The sequence below is a fragment of the Mesorhizobium sp. M1217 genome, assembly GCF_040318275.1.
GTDB lineage: Bacteria > Pseudomonadota > Alphaproteobacteria > Rhizobiales > Rhizobiaceae > Mesorhizobium.
The window spans coordinates 112,698-130,484 of the sequence record NZ_JAMYMA010000019.1 but is presented as its reverse complement, the minus strand read 5'-3'; the positions used below and the strand labels follow the sequence as shown (position 1 = coordinate 130,484).

The 17,787-nt window shown below is 64.5% G+C and carries 16 protein-coding genes; 5 read left to right on the top strand and 11 right to left on the bottom strand.

Annotated elements, in window-relative coordinates:
• Positions 1-256: 256 nt before the first annotated feature.
• On the bottom strand, positions 257-1,162 hold the full coding sequence (locus tag NKH37_RS27155; RefSeq protein ID WP_352495531.1) for a LysR family transcriptional regulator: 906 nt from the start codon (positions 1,160-1,162) through the stop codon (positions 257-259).
• A gap of 139 nt (positions 1,163-1,301) precedes the next feature.
• Here NKH37_RS27155 and NKH37_RS27150 point away from each other — a divergent pair, with 139 nt between their 5' ends.
• A complete protein-coding gene (locus NKH37_RS27150; RefSeq protein ID WP_031193462.1) occupies positions 1,302-2,198 on the top strand; it encodes an MBL fold metallo-hydrolase in 897 nt (298 codons plus the stop codon).
• A gap of 89 nt (positions 2,199-2,287) precedes the next feature.
• Here the strand turns inward: NKH37_RS27150 and NKH37_RS27145 are convergent, their stop codons facing one another.
• From NKH37_RS27145 to NKH37_RS27125, 5 genes are all read right to left on the bottom strand, one after another.
• Complete coding sequence (locus tag NKH37_RS27145; RefSeq protein WP_023717135.1) at positions 2,288-3,181, bottom strand: patatin-like phospholipase family protein; 894 nt, start codon at positions 3,179-3,181, stop codon at positions 2,288-2,290.
• Between the two features lie 279 nt (positions 3,182-3,460).
• Entirely contained in the window at positions 3,461-4,705 is a 1,245-nt protein-coding gene (locus tag NKH37_RS27140) for a M16 family metallopeptidase (protein WP_036244232.1), read from the bottom strand.
• Positions 4,706-4,991: 286 nt separating this feature from the next.
• On the bottom strand, positions 4,992-6,356 hold the full coding sequence (locus NKH37_RS27135; RefSeq protein ID WP_023717133.1) for a M16 family metallopeptidase: 1,365 nt from the start codon (positions 6,354-6,356) through the stop codon (positions 4,992-4,994).
• 104 nt (positions 6,357-6,460) lie between these two features.
• Entirely contained in the window at positions 6,461-7,015 is a 555-nt protein-coding gene (gene rsmD, locus NKH37_RS27130; protein ID WP_023717132.1) for a 16S rRNA (guanine(966)-N(2))-methyltransferase RsmD, read from the bottom strand.
• Positions 6,996-8,897, bottom strand: a complete 1,902-nt coding sequence (locus NKH37_RS27125; protein WP_353041828.1) for a pseudouridine synthase — start codon at positions 8,895-8,897, stop codon at positions 6,996-6,998. Before NKH37_RS27125 ends, rsmD begins: the two co-directional genes overlap by 20 nt.
• 76 nt (positions 8,898-8,973) lie before the next feature.
• On the opposite strand from NKH37_RS27125, the gene NKH37_RS27120 reads away from it, so the two are divergent.
• Entirely contained in the window at positions 8,974-9,426 is a 453-nt protein-coding gene (locus NKH37_RS27120; RefSeq protein ID WP_023717130.1) for a nucleoside deaminase, read from the top strand.
• 86 nt (positions 9,427-9,512) lie between these two features.
• Here the strand turns inward: NKH37_RS27120 and NKH37_RS27115 are convergent, their stop codons facing one another.
• Positions 9,513-10,193, bottom strand: a complete 681-nt coding sequence (locus tag NKH37_RS27115) for a hypothetical protein (protein ID WP_023717129.1) — start codon at positions 10,191-10,193, stop codon at positions 9,513-9,515.
• Between the two features lie 195 nt (positions 10,194-10,388).
• Positions 10,389-13,379, bottom strand: coding sequence for an isoleucine--tRNA ligase (gene ileS / locus NKH37_RS27110; protein ID WP_353006995.1), 2,991 nt, complete (start codon positions 13,377-13,379; stop codon positions 10,389-10,391).
• Between the two features lie 43 nt (positions 13,380-13,422).
• Between ileS and NKH37_RS27105 the strand changes: the two genes are divergently transcribed.
• Both NKH37_RS27105 and NKH37_RS27100 read left to right on the top strand, forming a co-directional pair.
• The gene (locus NKH37_RS27105) at positions 13,423-13,608 is read left to right on the top strand and encodes a hypothetical protein (RefSeq protein WP_023717127.1); all 186 of its coding nucleotides are present in this window, start codon (positions 13,423-13,425) and stop codon (positions 13,606-13,608) included.
• A gap of 112 nt (positions 13,609-13,720) precedes the next feature.
• Positions 13,721-13,933 carry an MbcA/ParS/Xre antitoxin family protein gene (locus NKH37_RS27100; RefSeq protein ID WP_023717126.1) on the top strand — a complete coding sequence of 71 codons (213 nt, stop codon included), beginning with the start codon at positions 13,721-13,723 and terminating at the stop codon, positions 13,931-13,933.
• Positions 13,934-13,968: 35 nt separating this feature from the next.
• Here NKH37_RS27100 and NKH37_RS27095 read toward each other — a convergent pair whose 3' ends face one another.
• Both NKH37_RS27095 and NKH37_RS27090 read right to left on the bottom strand, forming a co-directional pair.
• The gene (locus NKH37_RS27095) at positions 13,969-14,781 is read right to left on the bottom strand and encodes a MipA/OmpV family protein (RefSeq protein ID WP_023717125.1); all 813 of its coding nucleotides are present in this window, start codon (positions 14,779-14,781) and stop codon (positions 13,969-13,971) included.
• Positions 14,782-14,980: 199 nt separating this feature from the next.
• Positions 14,981-15,886 carry an alpha/beta hydrolase gene (locus tag NKH37_RS27090; RefSeq protein WP_353006992.1) on the bottom strand — a complete coding sequence of 302 codons (906 nt, stop codon included), beginning with the start codon at positions 15,884-15,886 and terminating at the stop codon, positions 14,981-14,983.
• 337 nt (positions 15,887-16,223) lie between these two features.
• Here NKH37_RS27090 and NKH37_RS27085 point away from each other — a divergent pair, with 337 nt between their 5' ends.
• Entirely contained in the window at positions 16,224-16,778 is a 555-nt protein-coding gene (locus NKH37_RS27085; RefSeq protein ID WP_023717123.1) for an HdeD family acid-resistance protein, read from the top strand.
• Positions 16,779-16,780: 2 nt separating this feature from the next.
• On the opposite strand, the gene NKH37_RS27080 is transcribed toward NKH37_RS27085, so the two are convergent.
• Entirely contained in the window at positions 16,781-17,764 is a 984-nt protein-coding gene (locus tag NKH37_RS27080) for a bifunctional riboflavin kinase/FAD synthetase (RefSeq protein ID WP_023717122.1), read from the bottom strand.
• Positions 17,765-17,787: the final 23 nt, after the last annotated feature.

The following is a 17,787-nucleotide window of genomic DNA, read 5'->3' as shown; positions in this document are numbered from 1 at the left end:
GGGGCGCGAACCCACGCCGGCCTTCGTTTCAACTGCACCAATCGCATCGGGCCAAGGGCCCCCTCACCCGGATTGCCAACCGAATTGCGAAGGGCAATTCGGGGCAATCCGACCTCTCCCCGAGGGGAGAGGAGGTCGCCGGCGTTAACGCCAGCCTCTTCTCCCCAGCGGGGAGAAGGTGGCCGCGAAGCGGCCGGATGAGGGGGGCCCCCTATGCGATAGCCCTGCCGTTGGGGGGAGATCGCTGCTTCGCCCATCAGCGCCCCCGCCCGCCTGCCTCCAGCTTCTGCTCGGCCGCAATCAGCATCTCGACAAACCTCGTCACCTTGGGCGGGCGGAAGCGGGCGGCGGGGTAGACTGTGTAGATGCCGCCGGAGGGCAGCCGCCACTCGGGCAGGACCTGCACCAGCCGCCCGGCGGCCAGCTCGTCCCGCACCAGAAAGTCCGGCAGCACCGACAGGCCGGCGCCGGCGCGGACGGCCGCCAGCACTGCCGGCGTCGCGTCAATGGCGATCGTTGCCTGCATGCGCACGACCTGCTGCTCGTTGTCGCCGCGCGAAAATTGCCATAGCAGCGGTTCGCGCAGCGCCATGTTGGCGATGAAGGGCAGCCCGGCAAGGTCTTGCGGTTCCCCGGCCGTGAACCGGCCTTCAAACCCGGCGCCGCACACCATGAATTGTTGGAAGGTGCCGATGCGCCGCGCCTGCAGGCTGGAATCGGCCAGCCAGCCGACGCGGATGGCCACGTCGATGTGGCCGGAAACCAGGTCGATCGTCTCGTCGCCCAGCGTCAGCTCCACCCGGCAGGCGGGATAGCGCGCGCTGAAGGCGGCGACCACCGGCACCACCGCCGACGTGCCGTAGTCGTTGGACGCCGCGATGCGCAGCGTGCCGGTCGGCTCGGCGGCGGCCTGCGCGAGCTCGTCGAAGGCATCCTCGGCCTGCTGCAGAACCTGCAGGCAGCGGGCATGGAATGTCCGGCCGGCCTCGGTCGGATGGACGCGGCGCGTCGTGCGGATCAGCAGCGTCGTTCCGACATCGCGCTCCAGCCGCGCCACCTGTTGGCTGACGACCGCCTTGGTGATGCCCAGCCGCTCGGCGGCCCGCGTGAACGAGCCGGCGTCGACCACCGCCGCGAAATAGGCCAGCCGGTTCAGGTTCATGCGTGGCTCATGGCAGATGCAGCCCCATTGTCAGGCGAAAGCATACATTACGTCTATTTTGTCGGCCTTCAATATGCATTCCGTTTTTGCCATCTTGCGGCATCGAGGCCGCCGAATTCCGCATTCCCAGGAGACATCCATGTTCACACGGAGAAGCATCATGAAAACCACCCTCGCCGCCGGCGCTGCCGCGGTCTTTGCTCCCGCCGGGCTTGGCCATGCGGCCAGCGGGCTTTCCTGGAAGCATTTTCCCGCCGGCGAAAACGGCTTCTTCCGCGCCCCGGTGCTGGTCTCCGGCGCCACCGAAGCCGTGCTGATCGATTCCGGTTTCACCTACCCCGACGGCCGGGCCGTGGCCGAGGCGATCAAGGCGACCGGCAAGACGCTCACCACCATCTATGTCAGCCAGTCCGACCCCGACTATTATTTCGGCCTCAAGCGGATCAAGCAGACGTTCCCGCAGGCACGGGTGATCGCCGCAGCCGAGACGGTGGCCGCCATCAACGGCAATGTCGAAAAGAAGCTCGCCGTCTGGGGGCCGCAGCTGAAGGAAAATGGCCCGCAGGCGCTGGCCGACGTCGTCATCCCGGAAGCGTTCGACGGCAAGACGCTCAGCGTCGACGGCGAGAGCATCGAGATCGTCGCCGCGGAAGGCCTCGGCAACCGGCGCTATCTGTTCGTGCCGTCGCTGAACGCGGTGTTCGGCGGGGTGATGATCTTTGCCGGCGTGCATGTCTGGACCGCCGACACCCCGACCAGGGAACTGCGCGCCGCCTGGCTGGCCAACCTCGAAAAGATCGCGGCGCGCAAGCCGGCGATCGTCGTGCCTGGGCACATGACGCCTGGGGCGGCGACCGACCTTTCGGGCGTCGAGCACACAAAAACCTATCTCATCGCCTTCGAGGAAGAACTGGCCAAGGCCAAGGACGCTGCCGCGCTGAAGAGCGCCATGGAAGCCCGCTTCCCCGGCCTCGGCATGGGGGTTGCGCTCGACATCGGCTCCAAGGTCGCCACCGGCGAGATGAAGTGGGGCTGAGATTGGCGCCAATCTCGAGCTGATCCGCACCACTTACGAAGGATACGCTCATGGTCCAGCGGGCGTTGACGCCGGGCGCCTGACGGCTGTCATCCGCCGAGACGGTTGGTGCGCTTGCTGGCTTCGGCCTTGGCCCGCGCCTCGACCGCCCTTTCGATCTCGCGCTTCAGCTCGTCCTTGATCGCCACCGTCTCGGCCATCAGCGCCTCGACCTTCATGAAATCGAGCACGCGGTATTTCGACACCGCCGGCCGGATCAGGATGTCGGGCCGGCTCTGGTTCAGCTTACTGGCGATGATCGACTGCATCATCAGCTGCGTGGCGCCGAACATCAGGTCGACGGAGGTCGGGAATTTGCGCCCGGCCTCGGTCGGCGCGCCGACCACGTCGACGGCGATGACGATGTCGGCGTCGAGCTCGATCAGATCGAACGGCACGGGATTGTAGATGCCGCCGTCGATCAGCAGCCTGCCGTCGCGCATCACCGGGCGGAACACCGCCGGGATCGCCGCCGAAGCGGCCAGCGCCGAATGCAGCTCGCCTTCGTCGAGCACCGCGAGCTTGTGGCCATAAAAGTCCGTTGCCGTCACCTTCAGCGGTATTTTGAGTTCGGCGAAGGTCTCGGGGATGGCATCGGGCAGGAACGCCTTGAGGATGCGCTCGACATTGAACTGGCTGACCCGCAAGCCGCCCTGCAACGCTTCGGCAAAGGTGCCGGGCCGCGCCCGCCACATGCGCGTCGCCACTTCGGCGCGGCGGCCGAGGATCGAGCGCGTATAGTCGTGAATGTCCTTGCCGGTCATGCCCGAGGCCATGCCGGCGCCCATGATGGCGCCGATCGACGAGCCAGCGATTGCCGCCGGCCTTATGCCCAGTTCGTCCAGCACCTCGATGACGTGGATATGCGCCAGCCCACGCGCGCCGCCGCCGCCAAAGGCGATGCCGAAGCTAGGGCCGACCGCGGAGCCTTTGCTAGCCCCCATTTCTGACACTCGATGCGGCGGTGCTATCGAAATTGGGCAAATGCCCCGTCATCCGGATTGCCGGCGGTTTGTGGCCGTAGCGCGTCTTTCCTTCTCCCCTTGTGGGAGAAGGTGGATCGGCGCGTAGCGCCGAGACGGATGAGGGGTGTTGGACGGAGTGCCGCCGATGCCAAGCTGGAACACCCCTCATCCGTCGCCTTCGGCGACACCTTCTCCCACAAGGGGAGAAGGGGGAGCCGACCGGGGCGGCGCCAGCGCCTGGAAAACGCGGGCAACGGCTCATCCCTTGCTTCCCAGCTTCGGCCCGACCACCATGACGGCCGGCTCGGCGGAGAGCAGCTTTTTCGCCGCTGCCTTGACCTGGTCCAGCGTCACCGCGTTTATCAGCGCGGCGCGGCGCTGCATGTAGTCGATGCCGAGCTTGCCGAGCTGGATCTCGACCAGCGTTGCGGCGATCGCGCCGGAGGAATTCAGATTGTTGATGGCATAGGCGCCGATCATGTATTTCTTGGTCGCCGCCAGCTCGGCTTCGGTCGGCCCCTCCTCGGCCATGCGCTTGACCACGTCGCGCACCACGGCCAGCGTCTCGGCCGCCCTGTCGGCGCGGGTCGAGGTGGTGATGGAAAGCGCCTCGGAATGCTGGTGGTCGACGAGGTCGGAGCTGACGCTATAGGCCAGGCCGCGCTTCTCGCGCACCTCGTCGAACAGCCGCGAGGTGAAAGTGCCGCCACCGAGGATCTCGTTCATCAGCACCGCGGCGAAGAAATCCGGCGCGTTCCGCTTCACGCCGGGATAGGCGAGTTGCAGCGAGGCCTGCGGCTGGTCGTAAACGACCTCGAGCTGCTGGCCAAGTTTCAGGTCGATGTCGGGAACGGGCGTAAGCGCCTGCTTTTCCGGCAGGCTGCCGAATACCAGGTCGAGCTTCTGCTTCAGCGTCTCGGCGTCGATGGCGCCGACCACCGCGACATGCAGACCGTCGCGGGCGAAATTCGCCTTGTGGAAAGCGCTGAGATCGGACGGCGTGATCGTCGCGATGCTTTGCCTGGTGCCCTGGTCCGGCCGCGCATAGGGATGCCTGCCGTAGATCGCGTCCAGCCATTTGCGCTGGGCGAGCGTATCGGGATCGCGCTCGTTGGCGATGATGCCGGACAGGATTTGCGCGCGGATGCGGTCGATCGGCACCTGGTCGAAGCGCGGCTGGTTGACCGCCACGCGCAGCAGGTCGAAGGCGCCGTCGCGCTGCTCGGCCAGCATGCGCATCGAGCCGTAGATTCCGTCGCGCTGCGCATCGAAGCTCATCTCGGCGCCGACATCGTCAAGCTTGACCTGGAAGGCCTCGCTGTCGAGGTCGCCGGCGCCTTCGTCGAACAGACCGCTCATCAGGTTGGCAAGCCCTTCCTTACCGGGCGGATCCTGCGTCGCGCCGCCATCGAAGACGAAGCGGATGGCGACGATCGGCACCGAATAATCCTCCACCAGCCAGGCGGTGATGCCCTTCGACGAGGTCACCTCCTGGATGTTCATGGCAGCACGAGCCGAAAGCGCCGGCAGGATGAGGAAGACGAGGGAGAGGATGAGGGTCGCTAGAAGAGGGCCGGAGCGCGCGTGCTTCCCTTCTCCCCTTGTGGGAGAAGGTGGATCGGCGCGAAGCGCCGAGACGGTTGAGGGGTGTTGGACGGAGTGCCGTTGGTGCCAAGCTGGAACACCCCTCATCCGACCGAGCTTTGCTCGGCCACCTTCTCCCACAAGGGGAGAAGGGGAGGAGCCCGGGGGAGAAGGCAGAGCGGGACCGTGCTGGTTCATCATCAAATCAATTCCCAGCCTGGGTTTGCGGCAGAAGATAGCCGGTCGTTGCGTGGTCGAGATTGAGATAGCGGGCAGCGACCGCCTTGACCTGGTCGGCGGTGACCTTGCGGATGCGGTCGGGCCATTGCTGGACGTCCTGGACGTTGCCGCCGGTGGCGAGCGTCGAGCCGTAGATGTTGGCCATGTCCTCCTGCTTGTCGCGGGCAAAGATCATCGAGCGGACGAAACGGTCCTTGGATTTTTCCAGCTCATCGCTGGTGACGCCGTCTTTCGCGATGCGGGCGATCTCGACGTCTACCGCGGCCTCGACGTCTGCAAGCTTGGCATCGCCGCGCGGCGCGCCATAGACGGTGAAATTGCTGTCGTCGAGCATGGTGCCTTGGAAGAAGGCGCCGGCCGCGGCGGCTATCCCTTGCCTGACGACAAGCTCCTGGTAGAGCCGGCTGCGGTTGCCGCCGCCGAGGATTTCGGACAGCACGTCGAGCGCTTCGGCTTCGCCGGGCTTTGCCGTGTGATAGGACGGAACCACCCACTGCGTCGTAAAGCTCGGCACGCTGACGCGCCCGTCGGTCAGCGTCACCGTGCGCCTGGTGTTCTGCTCGGGCTCGATCGGGCGGATGCGCGGCGGCAGATCCGGGCCGCGCGCGATCTTGCCATAGGTCTTTTCGGCCAGCGTCTTGACCGTTTCCGGCTCAACATCGCCGGCCACCACCAGCACGGCGTTATTGGGCGTATAATATTTGTTGTAGAAGGCCATCGCGTCGGTGCGGTTCAGCTTCTCCATCTCCTGCATCCAGCCGATGACCGGGATGCGGTAGGGCTGGTTCTGCCACAGCGTGGCGTCGATCTCCTCGTCGAGCACCGCCTGCGGATTGGAGTCGATGCGCGAGCGGCGCTCCTCGAGGATGACGTCGCGCTCGGTCTTGATGACATCGTCGTTGAGGATGAGATTGCGCATGCGGTCGGCCTCGAAGCCCATCATCTCACCGAGCGCCTGCGGCACCACTGTCTCATGAAAAGCGGTGTAGTCGTAGGAGGTGAAGGCGTTGTCCGAGCCGCCGATGGCGGCGACGGCGCGATCGAGCTCGCCGGCCGCATGGTTGCTGGTCGCCTTGAACATCAAATGCTCGAAGAAATGGGCAATGCCGGATTTGCCCGGCGGCTCGTCGGCGCTGCCGATCTTGTACCAGACCATATGGGTGACGATCGGGGCGCGGTGGTCGGGGATGACGACGACCTCCATGCCGTTGTCGAGCAAGAAATCCGTCACTGCGCCGTCGTCGGGATTGTTGTCCGCCAGAGCCGGCTCGGCCATCACCAGGGCCAGTCCCAAGAGCGTTCCGCGCAGCCATTCAGCCTGAAATGTCATAGATGGCTCCGGTTTGGGGTGGAACGATAGGCGGGGTTGCTGGTCGAGGCAAAGCGAATTGTTCGTCATTTTGAAGGCGCGGCTTCCTCGCCAATTGCGGGGCCTCACCCAACCTCGATGAAGCGGATGACCGTCTCGCCATAGTTGCGCTCGTCGACAACCGAAAAGCCCGGCCCTGCCTCGAACGGCGCCGCCGCCGCTTCCTCGACTACGCAGAGCGCGCCGGGGGCGAGCCAGCCGCCGGCCTTGGCCGAGCGCAACGCGCGTTCGCCAAGGCTCTTGCCATAGGGCGGATCGGCAAAGACCAGGCCGAATGCAGCGATGGTGCCCGCCTCGCCCAAGGCCGTCGCGTCGCGACGGAATATCTTGGTGCGCCCAGTGAGGCCGAAAGCCTCGACATTGGTGCGGATCAGGCCGCGCCCTTCGGCGGATTCCTCGATGAAGACAGCATAGGCAGCGCCGCGCGACAGCGCTTCGAGGCCGAGCGCGCCGGTGCCGGCGAACAGGTCGAGCACGCGCGCGCCGTTCAGTTTTTCGGGAAAGCGATGCGCCAGCACGTTGAAGACCGCCTCACGCGTGCGGTCGGTCGTCGGGCGGATGGCAAAGGTGCGGGGCGTCGCCAGCGGACGCCCGCGAAGCTCACCGCCGACGATCCGCATTGCTTCCTTTCGGGCCGCCACGCGGCCGGTCGCCACCGCTATCCGAACGTTCGCCACGAGGCTTGCCGAACGGCTTTGCACCGCCGGGCTTGCCATAAGACGGCTTGAAAGCGGCCTTGCGCGCCTTGTTTTCCGCCGCCTTGGCGGCGTCTGCCTCCGCCCTGCCCTTGCCGATCGGCCGCGCCCCCGGCGCCATCCAGACATTGGCCTTGCGCTGGCCCGGCGGTTCGATCGGCCGCTGCTCGCGTTCGGATTTCTTGCCGCCGAAGCCGCCACGAGGCTTGTCGCCACGGGGTTTGTCCCCGAAGTCGCCGCGTTCAGGTTTGGCGCCACGCTCGCCAAAGCTCCTCTCCGGTTTTGTCGACAGCTTGCCGAGCGCTTCGTCGCGGCTGCCTTCGCGGCGCTTGCGGTTCTTGATCAGGCCGCCCTCGCCGATCGGACGGCGTTCGCCGTCACGGGTGAATTTCGGCCGCTCGGGCTCCTCCTCCCGCTCACGCCTGACCGGCTTGTTGGAAAACGGCTTGGCGATATCGGCGTCGAAATTGGCACCGGACTCTTCGACCAGGCGCTCGCCGAGCTGGTCGCGCAGCACGCGGCCCTTGATCTCCAACACATGGCCTTCCGGCAAATCGTCGAGCTGGAACGGCCCGTAGGAAATGCGGATAAGCCGCGTCACGTCGAGACCGAGCGAGCCCAGGATGTTCCTGACCTCACGGTTCTTGCCTTCCCGCAGGCCGAGCGTCAGCCAGGCATTCGAACCCTGCTCGCGGTCCAGCGTCGCCTCGATGGCGCCATAAAAGACACCGTCAACGGCAATGCCTTCGCGCAGGCCCGCGAGCGCGCTTTCCTCGACCTTGCCGTGGACGCGCACGCGGTAGCGCCGCAGCCAGCCGGTCGCCGGCAGTTCGAGCACGCGCGACAGGCCGCCATCATTGGTGAGCAGCAGCAGCCCTTCGGTGTTGATGTCGAGCCGGCCGATGGTCATCAGCCGCGGCAGCCCGGGGGGCAGCACGTCGAAGACGGTCTTGCGGCCTTCGGGATCGCGGTTGGTGGTGACCACGCCGGCCGGCTTGTTGAACAGGAACAGCCGCGTGCGCTCGATCGGCGGGATCTCCATGCCGTCGAGATGGATGATGTCGCCGGGCATCACGTTGAAGGCCGGCGAGGTCAGCGCCCTGCCGTTGACCTTGACGCGGCCGGCCGCGATCAGTTCCTCGGCATCGCGGCGCGAGGCCAGGCCGGCACGCGCCAGCCGCTTGGCAATGCGTTCGCCGGCTTCTTCCGTTGCCTCGACGCGACGCGGACGCGGCTTGAAGCCGCCCTCCGATGCCGCCTGTGCCCTTTGTGCCCCTTGCGGCCGATCGCCGCCAAAATCACGCTTAGGACGATCCCCGAAGTCACGCTTGGGACGGTCGAAGCGCTTTTCGCCGTGCTCGCCTTCGGCAGCGGCCGGCCGGTCGCCGCGCGGCGCGTAGGGCTTGCGCGGACCTTCGCGCTTCTCATAAGGCTTGCCCTCCGGACGCGGCCCTTTGCTGAATGGCCTCTCGCTGCCTTTGAAGTCGCGCTTCGGCCGCTCGCCTTCGGCAGCTGCTGGCCGGTCGCCGCGCGGTGCATAAGGCTTGCGTGGACCTTCGCGCTTCTCATAAGGCTTGCCTTCCGGACGCGGCCCTTTGCCGAACGGCCGGTCGCCTTCGCGCTTCGGCTTGAAGTCGCGTTTCGGCCGTTCGCCTTCGGCCGCCGCCGGCCGATCGCCGCGCGGAGTGTAGGGTTTTTTGACGCCGAAGGACGGCTTGCCACCCTTGCCGGGAGCGCCATCGCGACCACGCGGCCCCGCCGGTTTCGGGCCGGCCTTGCGCGGGAATTTCTTGTTTTTGTCGTCCATGTGGCCTTTGCTCGTTTGCGCGGGTAGTAACAGGATCGCGCTCTAGTGGCGAGGAGATAATCGGAATGGAAACCGCGTGAGGCGGCAGGATTTCATGGCGCTGGCGCTGAAAGAAGCCGAAGCCGCCGCCCTGCGTGGCGAGGTGCCGGTTGGCGCGGTCGTCGTCGGCGGCGATACGGTCGTTGCGAGTGCCGGCAACCGCACCCGCGAGTTCGCCGATCCGACCGCCCATGCCGAGATGCTGGCGATCCGCGAGGCCTGCCGCAAGCTTTCCAGCGAGCGGCTCAGCGGCCACGATCTCTATGTGACGCTGGAGCCGTGCACCATGTGCGCCGGCGCCATCTCTTTCGCCAGGCTGCGCCGGCTCTATTTCGGCGTCGCCGACGAGAAGGGCGGCGCAGTCGTCAATGGCGTTCGCTTCTTCACGTCACCGACCTGCCATCATGTGCCCGACATCTATCCTGGCATGGCCGAGAACGCTGCAGCAGCATTGCTGAAGGACTTTTTTCGCGAGCGACGCGGACCCTGATTTTCCTGGTTCGGCAGACGGACCGAATCCAAGTCAGCCAATCCAGTTCAGCCAATCCAGGCCAGAACGTCTCTGGCGCCGTCAGTCTACCAGGGCAGCCAGTCGAACATGCCGCTGCTCTTGCTCTTGGCGGCCGCCTCCCTTTTGAGGCGGCGTTCCTTCTTGTACTCGTCCTCGCCGAGGTCACCCTGCGGCGCAGTGTCGGCGGCAGCGCGGTATTGCACCGGCGGCTCGCTCAGATATCTGCGGGTGGTCGGGTCGCCCTGTTTGCCTTCAGCCCGGCGGCGCATGATTTCCGCGGCGCGGTCCTTGTCCGAATCGGCCGGAGTCCAGGCTGGCGGGTGGCTCGAGCCCGACTGCTTCAGCGCGGCCTTGACCGACGCCGGATCCGTCTGCACGTCATCGATGACCTGCGCCTGGTAGGCCGGGTCGTCCTGATGCAGGGTGGCATCGGCGCGCAGGCGGGCACGGCGCTGCTCCGGCGATTCGGGCCATTCGGCACTCGCCGTCTCGATGCTTTCCTGCGGCGGCGGCAAGACTTCCTTCTGCCCCGGCCCTGGCTTCACCAGCGTGGGGCGCGGCTTGTAGTCGATACTATCCTTGCGTTTGGGTGCGAAGGAAAAAGCCCCGGTGAGGTCGCCGGCAAGCTGCGCGCCCGCGGTCTTGTCGGTCCCGTAGGTGGGCGAGCCCATGCAGCCGGACAAGGCGAGGCTCGATACGACAAGCGGCGCCAGCAGCGCGACGCGCGCGTAAGTTCTCTCGGTCATGCCAAAAAGTCCCACTGTAGACAGCCTCTCGATTGCCGCCGGCCAAAGAAAGGTCCGGCCCCCATCGCCTATGCTCTTCCGACGGAATTCCGGCGACAATTTGTCGTCCGGAGTTTCGCGTGTTTACCTCAACCACTCGTTAAGGGCAACGCACGGGGGCCGATCGGCCGCCCGCCGTGGCAATTGTGCACCGCCTTAAAGGCGGCTCAAAGCCTTCAGCTCATGCAGGACAGCTGCGTCACGGGCCGAAACATCCGGGAATTCCGGATCTGAGCCGACATCGGCGGTGTAGCGCCAGGAGCGTGCGCATTTCACCAGGCCGCGGTCCTCCGCCTTCTCGACGACCACGGCGACGCCTTTGACATCGTCGAGGGTAAAGCCGCCCGCCGGCGCCTTGCCGTGCGCGATAACCAGATCGCTGGTGATCGCCATCTCGGCCATGTCGACATCGGCGATCGCCGCTTCGAGTAGGGCATCGTCGAGAGTGACGACCGGCACCGCTTCCAGCGAAGAGCCGATGACCTTCTGCGCGCGGGCGATCTCCAGCGCGCCGGTGACGACACGGCGGACCTGCCGCACCTTGCGCCACTTCTCCGCCAGCGCCTCGTCCTTCCAGTCCGCCGGGATCTCCGGGAACTGGTCGAGATGCACCGAGACGACATCCGGATGACGGTCGAGCCAAGCCTCTTCCATGGTGAAAGGCAGCATCGGCGCCAGCCATTTCACCAGACAGTCGAAGAGATGGCGCACCACCTGCACGGAAGCCTTGCGCTTCACGCTGGAAGGCGCTTCGCAGTAGAGCGCATCCTTGCGGATATCGAAATAGAAGGCCGACAGCTCGATCACCATGAAGTCGAGCAGCGCGCGGGTGATGCGCTTGAATTCGAAGGCGTCGTAGCCCGAGCGTACGACTTCATCGAGCTCGGCGAGCCGGTGCAGCATCAGCCGCTCCAGCTCCGGCATCTTGTCCAGCGGCACCTCCTCGCCATCGTCATGGGCGAGCGTGCCCAGCATCCAGCGGATGGTGTTGCGCAGCTTGCGGTAGGCGTCGATGTTGGTCTGCAGCACGTTTTTGCCGAGCCGCTGGTCTTCCCAATAATCGGTCGTCACCACCCACAGCCGCAAGATGTCGGCGCCGGACTGTTTGATGACGTCCTGCGGCACGACGGTGTTGCCGAGCGACTTCGACATTTTCCGCCCCTCCTCATCCATGGTGAAGCCATGGGTGACGACGGTTTCGTAGGGCGCCCTGCCCCTGGTGCCGCAGCTTTCGAGCAGCGAGGAGTGGAACCAGCCGCGATGCTGATCGGAGCCTTCGAGATAGACGTCGGCCGGCCATTTCAGGTCGGGCCGGTCCTCAAGCGTGAAGGCATGCGTCGAGCCTGAATCGAACCAGACATCGAGGATGTCCATCACCTGCTGCCATTTCGAGGCATCGTGATTGCCGAGGAAACGCTCCTTGGCGCCGGCGGCGAACCAGGCGTCGGCACCTTCCTTCTCGAAGGCGTCCATGATGCGCTGGTTGACTGCCTCGTCGCGCAGGACATTGCCGTCGGCATCGGCAAAGACGGCGATCGGCACGCCCCAGGCGCGCTGGCGCGACAGCACCCAGTCAGGGCGCTCCTCGATCATGGCGCGGATGCGGTTCTGGCCGGCGGCGGGTACGAAACGGGTATCGTCGATGGCTTTCAGGGCGCGGCTGCGCAGCGTCGTGCCGTCGCCAAGCTCCTTGTCCATATAGACGAACCATTGCGGCGTGTTGCGGAAGATGATCGGCTTCTTCGAGCGCCAGGAATGCGGATAGGAGTGCTTCAGCCGGCCGCGCGCGAACAGCGCGTTTCGCTTGATCAGCTCGTCGATGACGGCCTGGTTGGCGTTGCCCTTCTTGCCATCGTCGTCGATAACGCGCGCCGCTCCACCCTCGCGGTCCGGGCCGAAGCCCGGCGCGTCCTTGGTGAAGAAGCCGGCATCGTCGACGGTGAAGGGGATCGCGGTGTCGATGCCACGCTGGCGAAGATCAGAGGCGGCATCCATCCAGGCGTCGAAGTCTTCTCGGCCGTGTCCCGGCGCGGTGTGGACGAATCCGGTGCCCGCATCGTCGGTGACATGATCGCCGGCCAGCATCGGCACAGGGAATTCGTAGCCACCACCCAGACTTTTGAGGGGATGCGAAAGCGTAAGATTTTCAAGCTCTTCGGCGCCAACGCTGCGAAGACGATTCAGGGTGACCTTGGCCTTCGCGGCAGCGTCGTCTGCAAGTTTCTCGGCAAAGATCAGCTTTTCGCCGGGCTGGGGGCCAAAGGCGTTCTCGGCCGCCGTGACCTCGTAGAGACCATAGTTGATGCGCGGCGAGTAATTGACGGCGCGGTTGCCGGGGATGGTCCACGGCGTCGTGGTCCAGATGACGACGTTGGCATCAAGCAGATCGAGCGACGTCTGCGTCAGCTTGGGATCCAGGGCTGGCTGCCCATCATCGATGTTGATGACCTGGCGAGCGAGGCTGACGACCGGAAACTTCGCCCAGATCGTGTCCGACTCATAGTCCTGGTATTCGACCTCCGCCTCGGCCAGCGCGGTGCGCTCGACCACACTCCACATCACCGGCTTGGAGCCGCGATAGAGCTGGCCGGACATGGCGAATTTCAGCAGCTCGCCGGCGATGCGCGCCTCGGCGTGGAAAGCCATCGTCGTATAGGGATTGTCGAAGTCGCCGACGACGCCGAGGCGCTGGAATTCGGAACCCTGCACCTTGATCCAGTGCGCCGCAAACTCGCGGCATTCCTGCCGGAACTCGTTGACCGGCACCTCGTCCTTGTTCTTGCCCTTGGCGCGGTACTGCTCTTCGATCTTCCATTCAATCGGCAGGCCGTGGCAATCCCAACCGGGTACATAGTTCGAGTCATAGCCGCGCATCTGGAATGAGCGGGTGATGACGTCCTTGAGGATCTTGTTCAGCGCATGGCCGATATGAATGTTGCCATTGGCATAGGGCGGGCCGTCGTGCAGCACGTATTTTTCGCGGCCGGCTGCGTCTTCGCGCAGCTTGCGGTAAAGGTCCATATCCTGCCAGCGCTTGACCAGCAGCGGTTCCTTTTCCGGCAAACCGGCGCGCATCGGAAAATCCGTCTGCGGCAGGTAGAGCGTTTTGGAATAGTCGATCGTCTCGGCGGTCTCGGTATCAGTCATTCGTCTGCCATATGCGTTGCCCGTCGGCAAAAGAGCCCGGGCGTTGAACTATCATGATCTGGAAAAAGCGCGAGAGGCCGCGCGCAAGATTCCCGGCGGCTCCGGCGGCGGTCAAGCCGCCCGGAACACCGGGCCTGTAATTCGTATCGCAGTCGCGAGAAGGCGCGAAAAGCTCGTCATGGCTGGGCTTTTAACTGAGACAGGCGATGTTGAAAAGCCCGAACTCTGATGCTTCCCCTAGGAGCGTACACCAATTGCGCCTATGTTTGTCGGTAGATGGCGTCGAGAGACCAGCATCTTCGGTTTGCATTTCACAGTTTAGCGCGCTGGAAGGACGGAATGTGACCCTGACGACTACCGAGTCCGCCTTGCGACTTGAACGCATTTCAACGATGGCGAATCGCGTTTTTGGCAACCATGAAAAGGCGCAACGCTGGCTGCGTAAGCGAAGTCGGGTTCTCAACGACGCGCCCATCGATCTCCTTCAGTCTGCAACAGGTGCCACGCTTGTGGAAGAGGAACTCAACCGGATCGGCTACGGCATAGTCGTCTGAGCCTTGCGGCTCTCCGTCGTGCACAACCCGCCCGCTTACATCGAGAAATCGAAGCGATAGGTCGTCGACACGCCGATCATGAACTGATCCCTGGAGCCCCGCTCCTTGACCAGGCTGGAATCGGCGGCCGGGCCCATCAGGCGGGAATATTCGCCGAACAGACTGGCCGTCATCGGCTCGGTCACCTTCCAGGTCACCGCGCCGCCCAGGCCCGCAGATTTCACCCCGCCGCCTGGATGATATTCGCTGAGCCCCGAGGCCAGTGACTCCTTGGCATCAACGCCATAATAGGCGTCGAAATAGTCCGATGAGGCGAATGAAACGCGCGGCCCGCCGGAAATCCTGACGTCGGGCGTCACATCGTAAAAGGCGTCGGCGGCGATGTCGGCGACAAAGCCGTTATGGGCGCGAATGCCGTGCCGCAATTCGGCGCGGGCACGCAGCCAATCCAAAGGATAGAATTCGAAGAAGCCGCCAGCCTCGCCGCCCCAGCGCACCGGGTCGAGACCCTTCAATTCGTCGGCGTCACCACCATCGCGGGAAAACAGGAACTTGCCTGTCAGGCCGGCGCGGACGCCGCCATCGTCGATCAATGCCAATGAGATATTGTCGTTGCGCGAGTTGAAGCGCGCCGCGGGACCAGCCTTGCCGAGCGAGATGATCGGCGAGGCGCTGAGCAGGTACTTCTTGCCGCCCTCGAAATTCGGCGCGACCATGCCGGTGGCGCCGACCGTCAGGTACCAGTCTCCGGACAGCCAGCCGAAGGTGCCCTCGCCGGCCTTGGCAACGCCGCAGGTGCCGAGCATGAATGCGGCCAAGACCGTCGGGATCGTCGGGACTGACCGCATCGTTACTCCATACGTCGAACGCATTGGCCGATACAACCAGCCTTCATCCGAGCCATGGCGCCATTTCGGTAAAATTTGACTTAATATCCGTAACATTGGCGGCGTTGGCCCTGTTTTCCGCATAGCAACGAATCGTATTGGCGCACCAAGATCCCAGATCAAGACGTCTGGAATGCGCCAGCAGTTGCCTCGGCAAGGGTTATAAATACTCGTGGACAAACATGCCCGCGCTGTGAAGAGCGCGGCGACCGGCACTCAACCGCGCATTCCAAACCGGCCAAGCGTGAATCATATGCGGCCAAATTTCGAGACGTACTTTGACGTCAGTCGCGCCAGCGGCTTCCGCGAGCCGAGTTGCGTCCGACAACAGCGTCTCGGCCGAACCGACTTGTATAAGCATTGGGGGAAATCCGCTCAGATCGGCGAACAACGGCGAGATCAGGGGATCGCGCCGACCAACGCCATTGGGAACATAGGCGGTTGCCAGTTCCTCCAAATACGCCCGGTGGATGATGGGGTCGATTGCGTCCTTGGTTGATAGTGTCGCGCCGGACATCGAAAGGTCCGTCCAGGGCGAAACCAGCCAAAGACATCGCGGCAACGGCTCGCCTGCCGCGCGCAATATACTGACCAGGCACAGGGTCAGGTTGCCGCCCGCACTGTCTCCGCCAACCACGATGCGATCCGGCGCGATCCCTTGCCGCCTCAGAAAGCGCCATGCGGTGAGTGCGTCTTCATGTTGCGCAGGGAAAGGATGTTCCGGTGCGCGTCGATAGTCGATCGCGAGAGTGCGCATTCCCATTGCCCGACCTGCCTCTGTCACCATTCGACGATGACTTTTACGAGAGCCGGAGCAGTAGCCACCACCGTGGAAAAACAGCAGAACCTTATCCCTGTCACTCCCAGGCGCCAGGGACCACTCTCCCTCGAGGCCATCGAAAACCACATCCTCGCATCGGATGTCCTCGGCAATCGGCCACACCGAACCAACCTCGTCGAGCCGTGCCCGGCGTTCGTCCCAGCGGACCGTTCGTGGCTTTGAGGTCAACAACCTGCGGACGGCGTTGATCTCCGTCAGATCGAGGTGTTCGTCCACGTCGCCCATTTTGCTTCCCTAGCCTCATCAAGCGTAGAAAACGGCGTACAGCAGCAGCACGTCATCGATAAAGGGCCAATGCCAGCGCTGGGGATTTTTCGTTACACTTGCGTCATGGCGAATACACGAGACGGCGGGTCGCCCCTAAACCCACTCGTCATCTTTAGCACTCCCCTCGCATATGGTCGAATATTCCATCTGATATTTGGCCTCTTCGGGACAAAGCGGAAGTGTGGCAAGCGGATCGCTCGGGGCGTGGCGCTCGCAGCCTGCTCGCTGGACGGGCAAGGCGATCGGCGCTACCTTCCGGAACAAAGAAGCTAGGCAACCTTGAGGGAGAAGGGTGATGACACTGCACGGCGACGCCTTGAAAGACGCCATTGGCCAGACGCGGGCGAAGTGGGGATGGTTCGTCGCGCTTGGGGTGCTGCTGCTTGTCTTCGGCGGCATCGCTTTCGGCAATCTGTTCATCGCAACCGTCGCCTCCGTCTTTGTCGTGGGCTGGCTGATGCTGATGGCCGGCGTTGTCGAGATCATCCATGCCTTCGGCGTGAAGACATGGGGCCGCTTCTTCTATTGGCTGCTCAGCGGCCTCCTCTACGCCGTCGCCGGCTTCTTCGCCTTCGACAATCCGGTCCTCGCCTCGACGGTGCTAACCTTCCTCCTGGCAGTCGCACTCCTTGCTTCAGGCGTGCTCAGGGCCTGGGTCGGCTACAGCCACCGGCCGCAGCCGGGCTGGGGCTGGGTGGTCGCGGCCGGCATCATCAGCGCGCTGGCGGGACTGGTCATCGCCATGGGCTGGCCGGTCAACAGCGTGTGGGTGCTCGGCCTGTTCCTGGCCGTCGACCTGATTTTCCAAGGCTGGACCTTCATTGCCGTCGGCTTGGCGCTGAAAAAGTAGATTCAGAAAGCTATGGCCGCGTCGAGCCCGGAAAGCGGCCTGACGCCGGCGAGCAGTGCCTTCGCCTCAGCCTCATCGCGCTTCATCTGTGCGACCAGCGCATCAAGCCCGTCGAACTTCACCTCCGAACGCAGGTAGCCGAAAAAGGACACGGCACAAATCTCGCCGTAGAGGTCGCCGGAAAAGTCGAACACAAAAGTCTCCAGCAATGGTGCGCCATTGTCGTCGACCGTCGGCCGGCGGCCGAAGCTGGCGACGCCATCATGAAGCGAGCCGTCGGCGCGGCGGAAGCGGACTGCATAAATTCCGTCCTTCAGGGTGGCTTCCGGCGAAAGCCTCATGTTTGCGGTCGGAAAGCCGAGTGTCCGGCCGAGCTGCTGGCCGCCGATCACCTCCGCCTCGACGGTGAAACGGTAGCCGAGCAGGCCGGCGGCCTCGGCCACATTGCCCTCGCACAGCAGCGTGCGAATGCGGCTCGACGACACCACCTCGGCGCTTTCGTCGCGGAAGGCATCGACCAGCGTGACGCCGAAGCCGTGGCGCTCGCCGGCCGCCATCAGATAGGCCGGGCCGCCTTGGCGGTCCTTGCCGAAATGGAAATCGAAGCCGGTGACGGCGTGGCTTATGCCGAGGTTGCGCTCGAGCACGCCGGTGACGAAAGCCTCCGCCGACAAGGAGGCGAACTCGCGTGTGAACGGCTGCTCGACCAGCGCCGCAAAGCCCAGATGCGACAGCAGCCGCGCCTTCATCGGCGGCGGCGTCAGCACGAACAGCGGCATGTCCGGCCTGAACACTTTTCGCGGATGCGGCACGAAGGTCAGCACCAGGGCAGGTACGCCGCGACGCTCCGCTTCGGCGCGCGCGCGTTCGAGCACCGCCTGGTGGCCGCGGTGGACGCCGTCGAAATTGCCGATCGCCACCACGCCGCCGCGCAGATGGGCCGGCAGCGGTGCGGTTGCGGAAATGCGTTCGAACATTGCCGTCATAGCTTGAACCTATTGCAGTCTGG

What these genes read in the sequence shown, in the direction of transcription:
- NKH37_RS27155 (WP_352495531.1), bottom strand. Translation starts at nt 1,162, where the DNA reads ATGAACCTGAACCGGCTGGCCTATTTCGCGGCGGTGGTCGACGCCGGC.
- NKH37_RS27150 (WP_031193462.1), top strand. Translation starts at nt 1,302, where the DNA reads ATGTTCACACGGAGAAGCATCATGAAAACCACCCTCGCCGCCGGCGCT.
- NKH37_RS27145 (WP_023717135.1), bottom strand. Translation starts at nt 3,181, where the DNA reads ATGGGGGCTAGCAAAGGCTCCGCGGTCGGCCCTAGCTTCGGCATCGCC.
- NKH37_RS27140 (WP_036244232.1), bottom strand. Translation starts at nt 4,705, where the DNA reads ATGAACATCCAGGAGGTGACCTCGTCGAAGGGCATCACCGCCTGGCTG.
- NKH37_RS27135 (WP_023717133.1), bottom strand. Translation starts at nt 6,356, where the DNA reads ATGACATTTCAGGCTGAATGGCTGCGCGGAACGCTCTTGGGACTGGCC.
- rsmD (WP_023717132.1), bottom strand. Translation starts at nt 7,015, where the DNA reads ATGCGGATCGTCGGCGGTGAGCTTCGCGGGCGTCCGCTGGCGACGCCC.
- NKH37_RS27125 (WP_353041828.1), bottom strand. Translation starts at nt 8,897, where the DNA reads ATGGACGACAAAAACAAGAAATTCCCGCGCAAGGCCGGCCCGAAACCG.
- NKH37_RS27115 (WP_023717129.1), bottom strand. Translation starts at nt 10,193, where the DNA reads ATGACCGAGAGAACTTACGCGCGCGTCGCGCTGCTGGCGCCGCTTGTC.
- ileS (WP_353006995.1), bottom strand. Translation starts at nt 13,379, where the DNA reads ATGACTGATACCGAGACCGCCGAGACGATCGACTATTCCAAAACGCTC.
- NKH37_RS27095 (WP_023717125.1), bottom strand. Translation starts at nt 14,781, where the DNA reads ATGCGGTCAGTCCCGACGATCCCGACGGTCTTGGCCGCATTCATGCTC.
- NKH37_RS27090 (WP_353006992.1), bottom strand. Translation starts at nt 15,886, where the DNA reads ATGGGCGACGTGGACGAACACCTCGATCTGACGGAGATCAACGCCGTC.
- NKH37_RS27085 (WP_023717123.1), top strand. Translation starts at nt 16,224, where the DNA reads ATGACACTGCACGGCGACGCCTTGAAAGACGCCATTGGCCAGACGCGG.
- NKH37_RS27080 (WP_023717122.1), bottom strand. Translation starts at nt 17,764, where the DNA reads ATGACGGCAATGTTCGAACGCATTTCCGCAACCGCACCGCTGCCGGCC.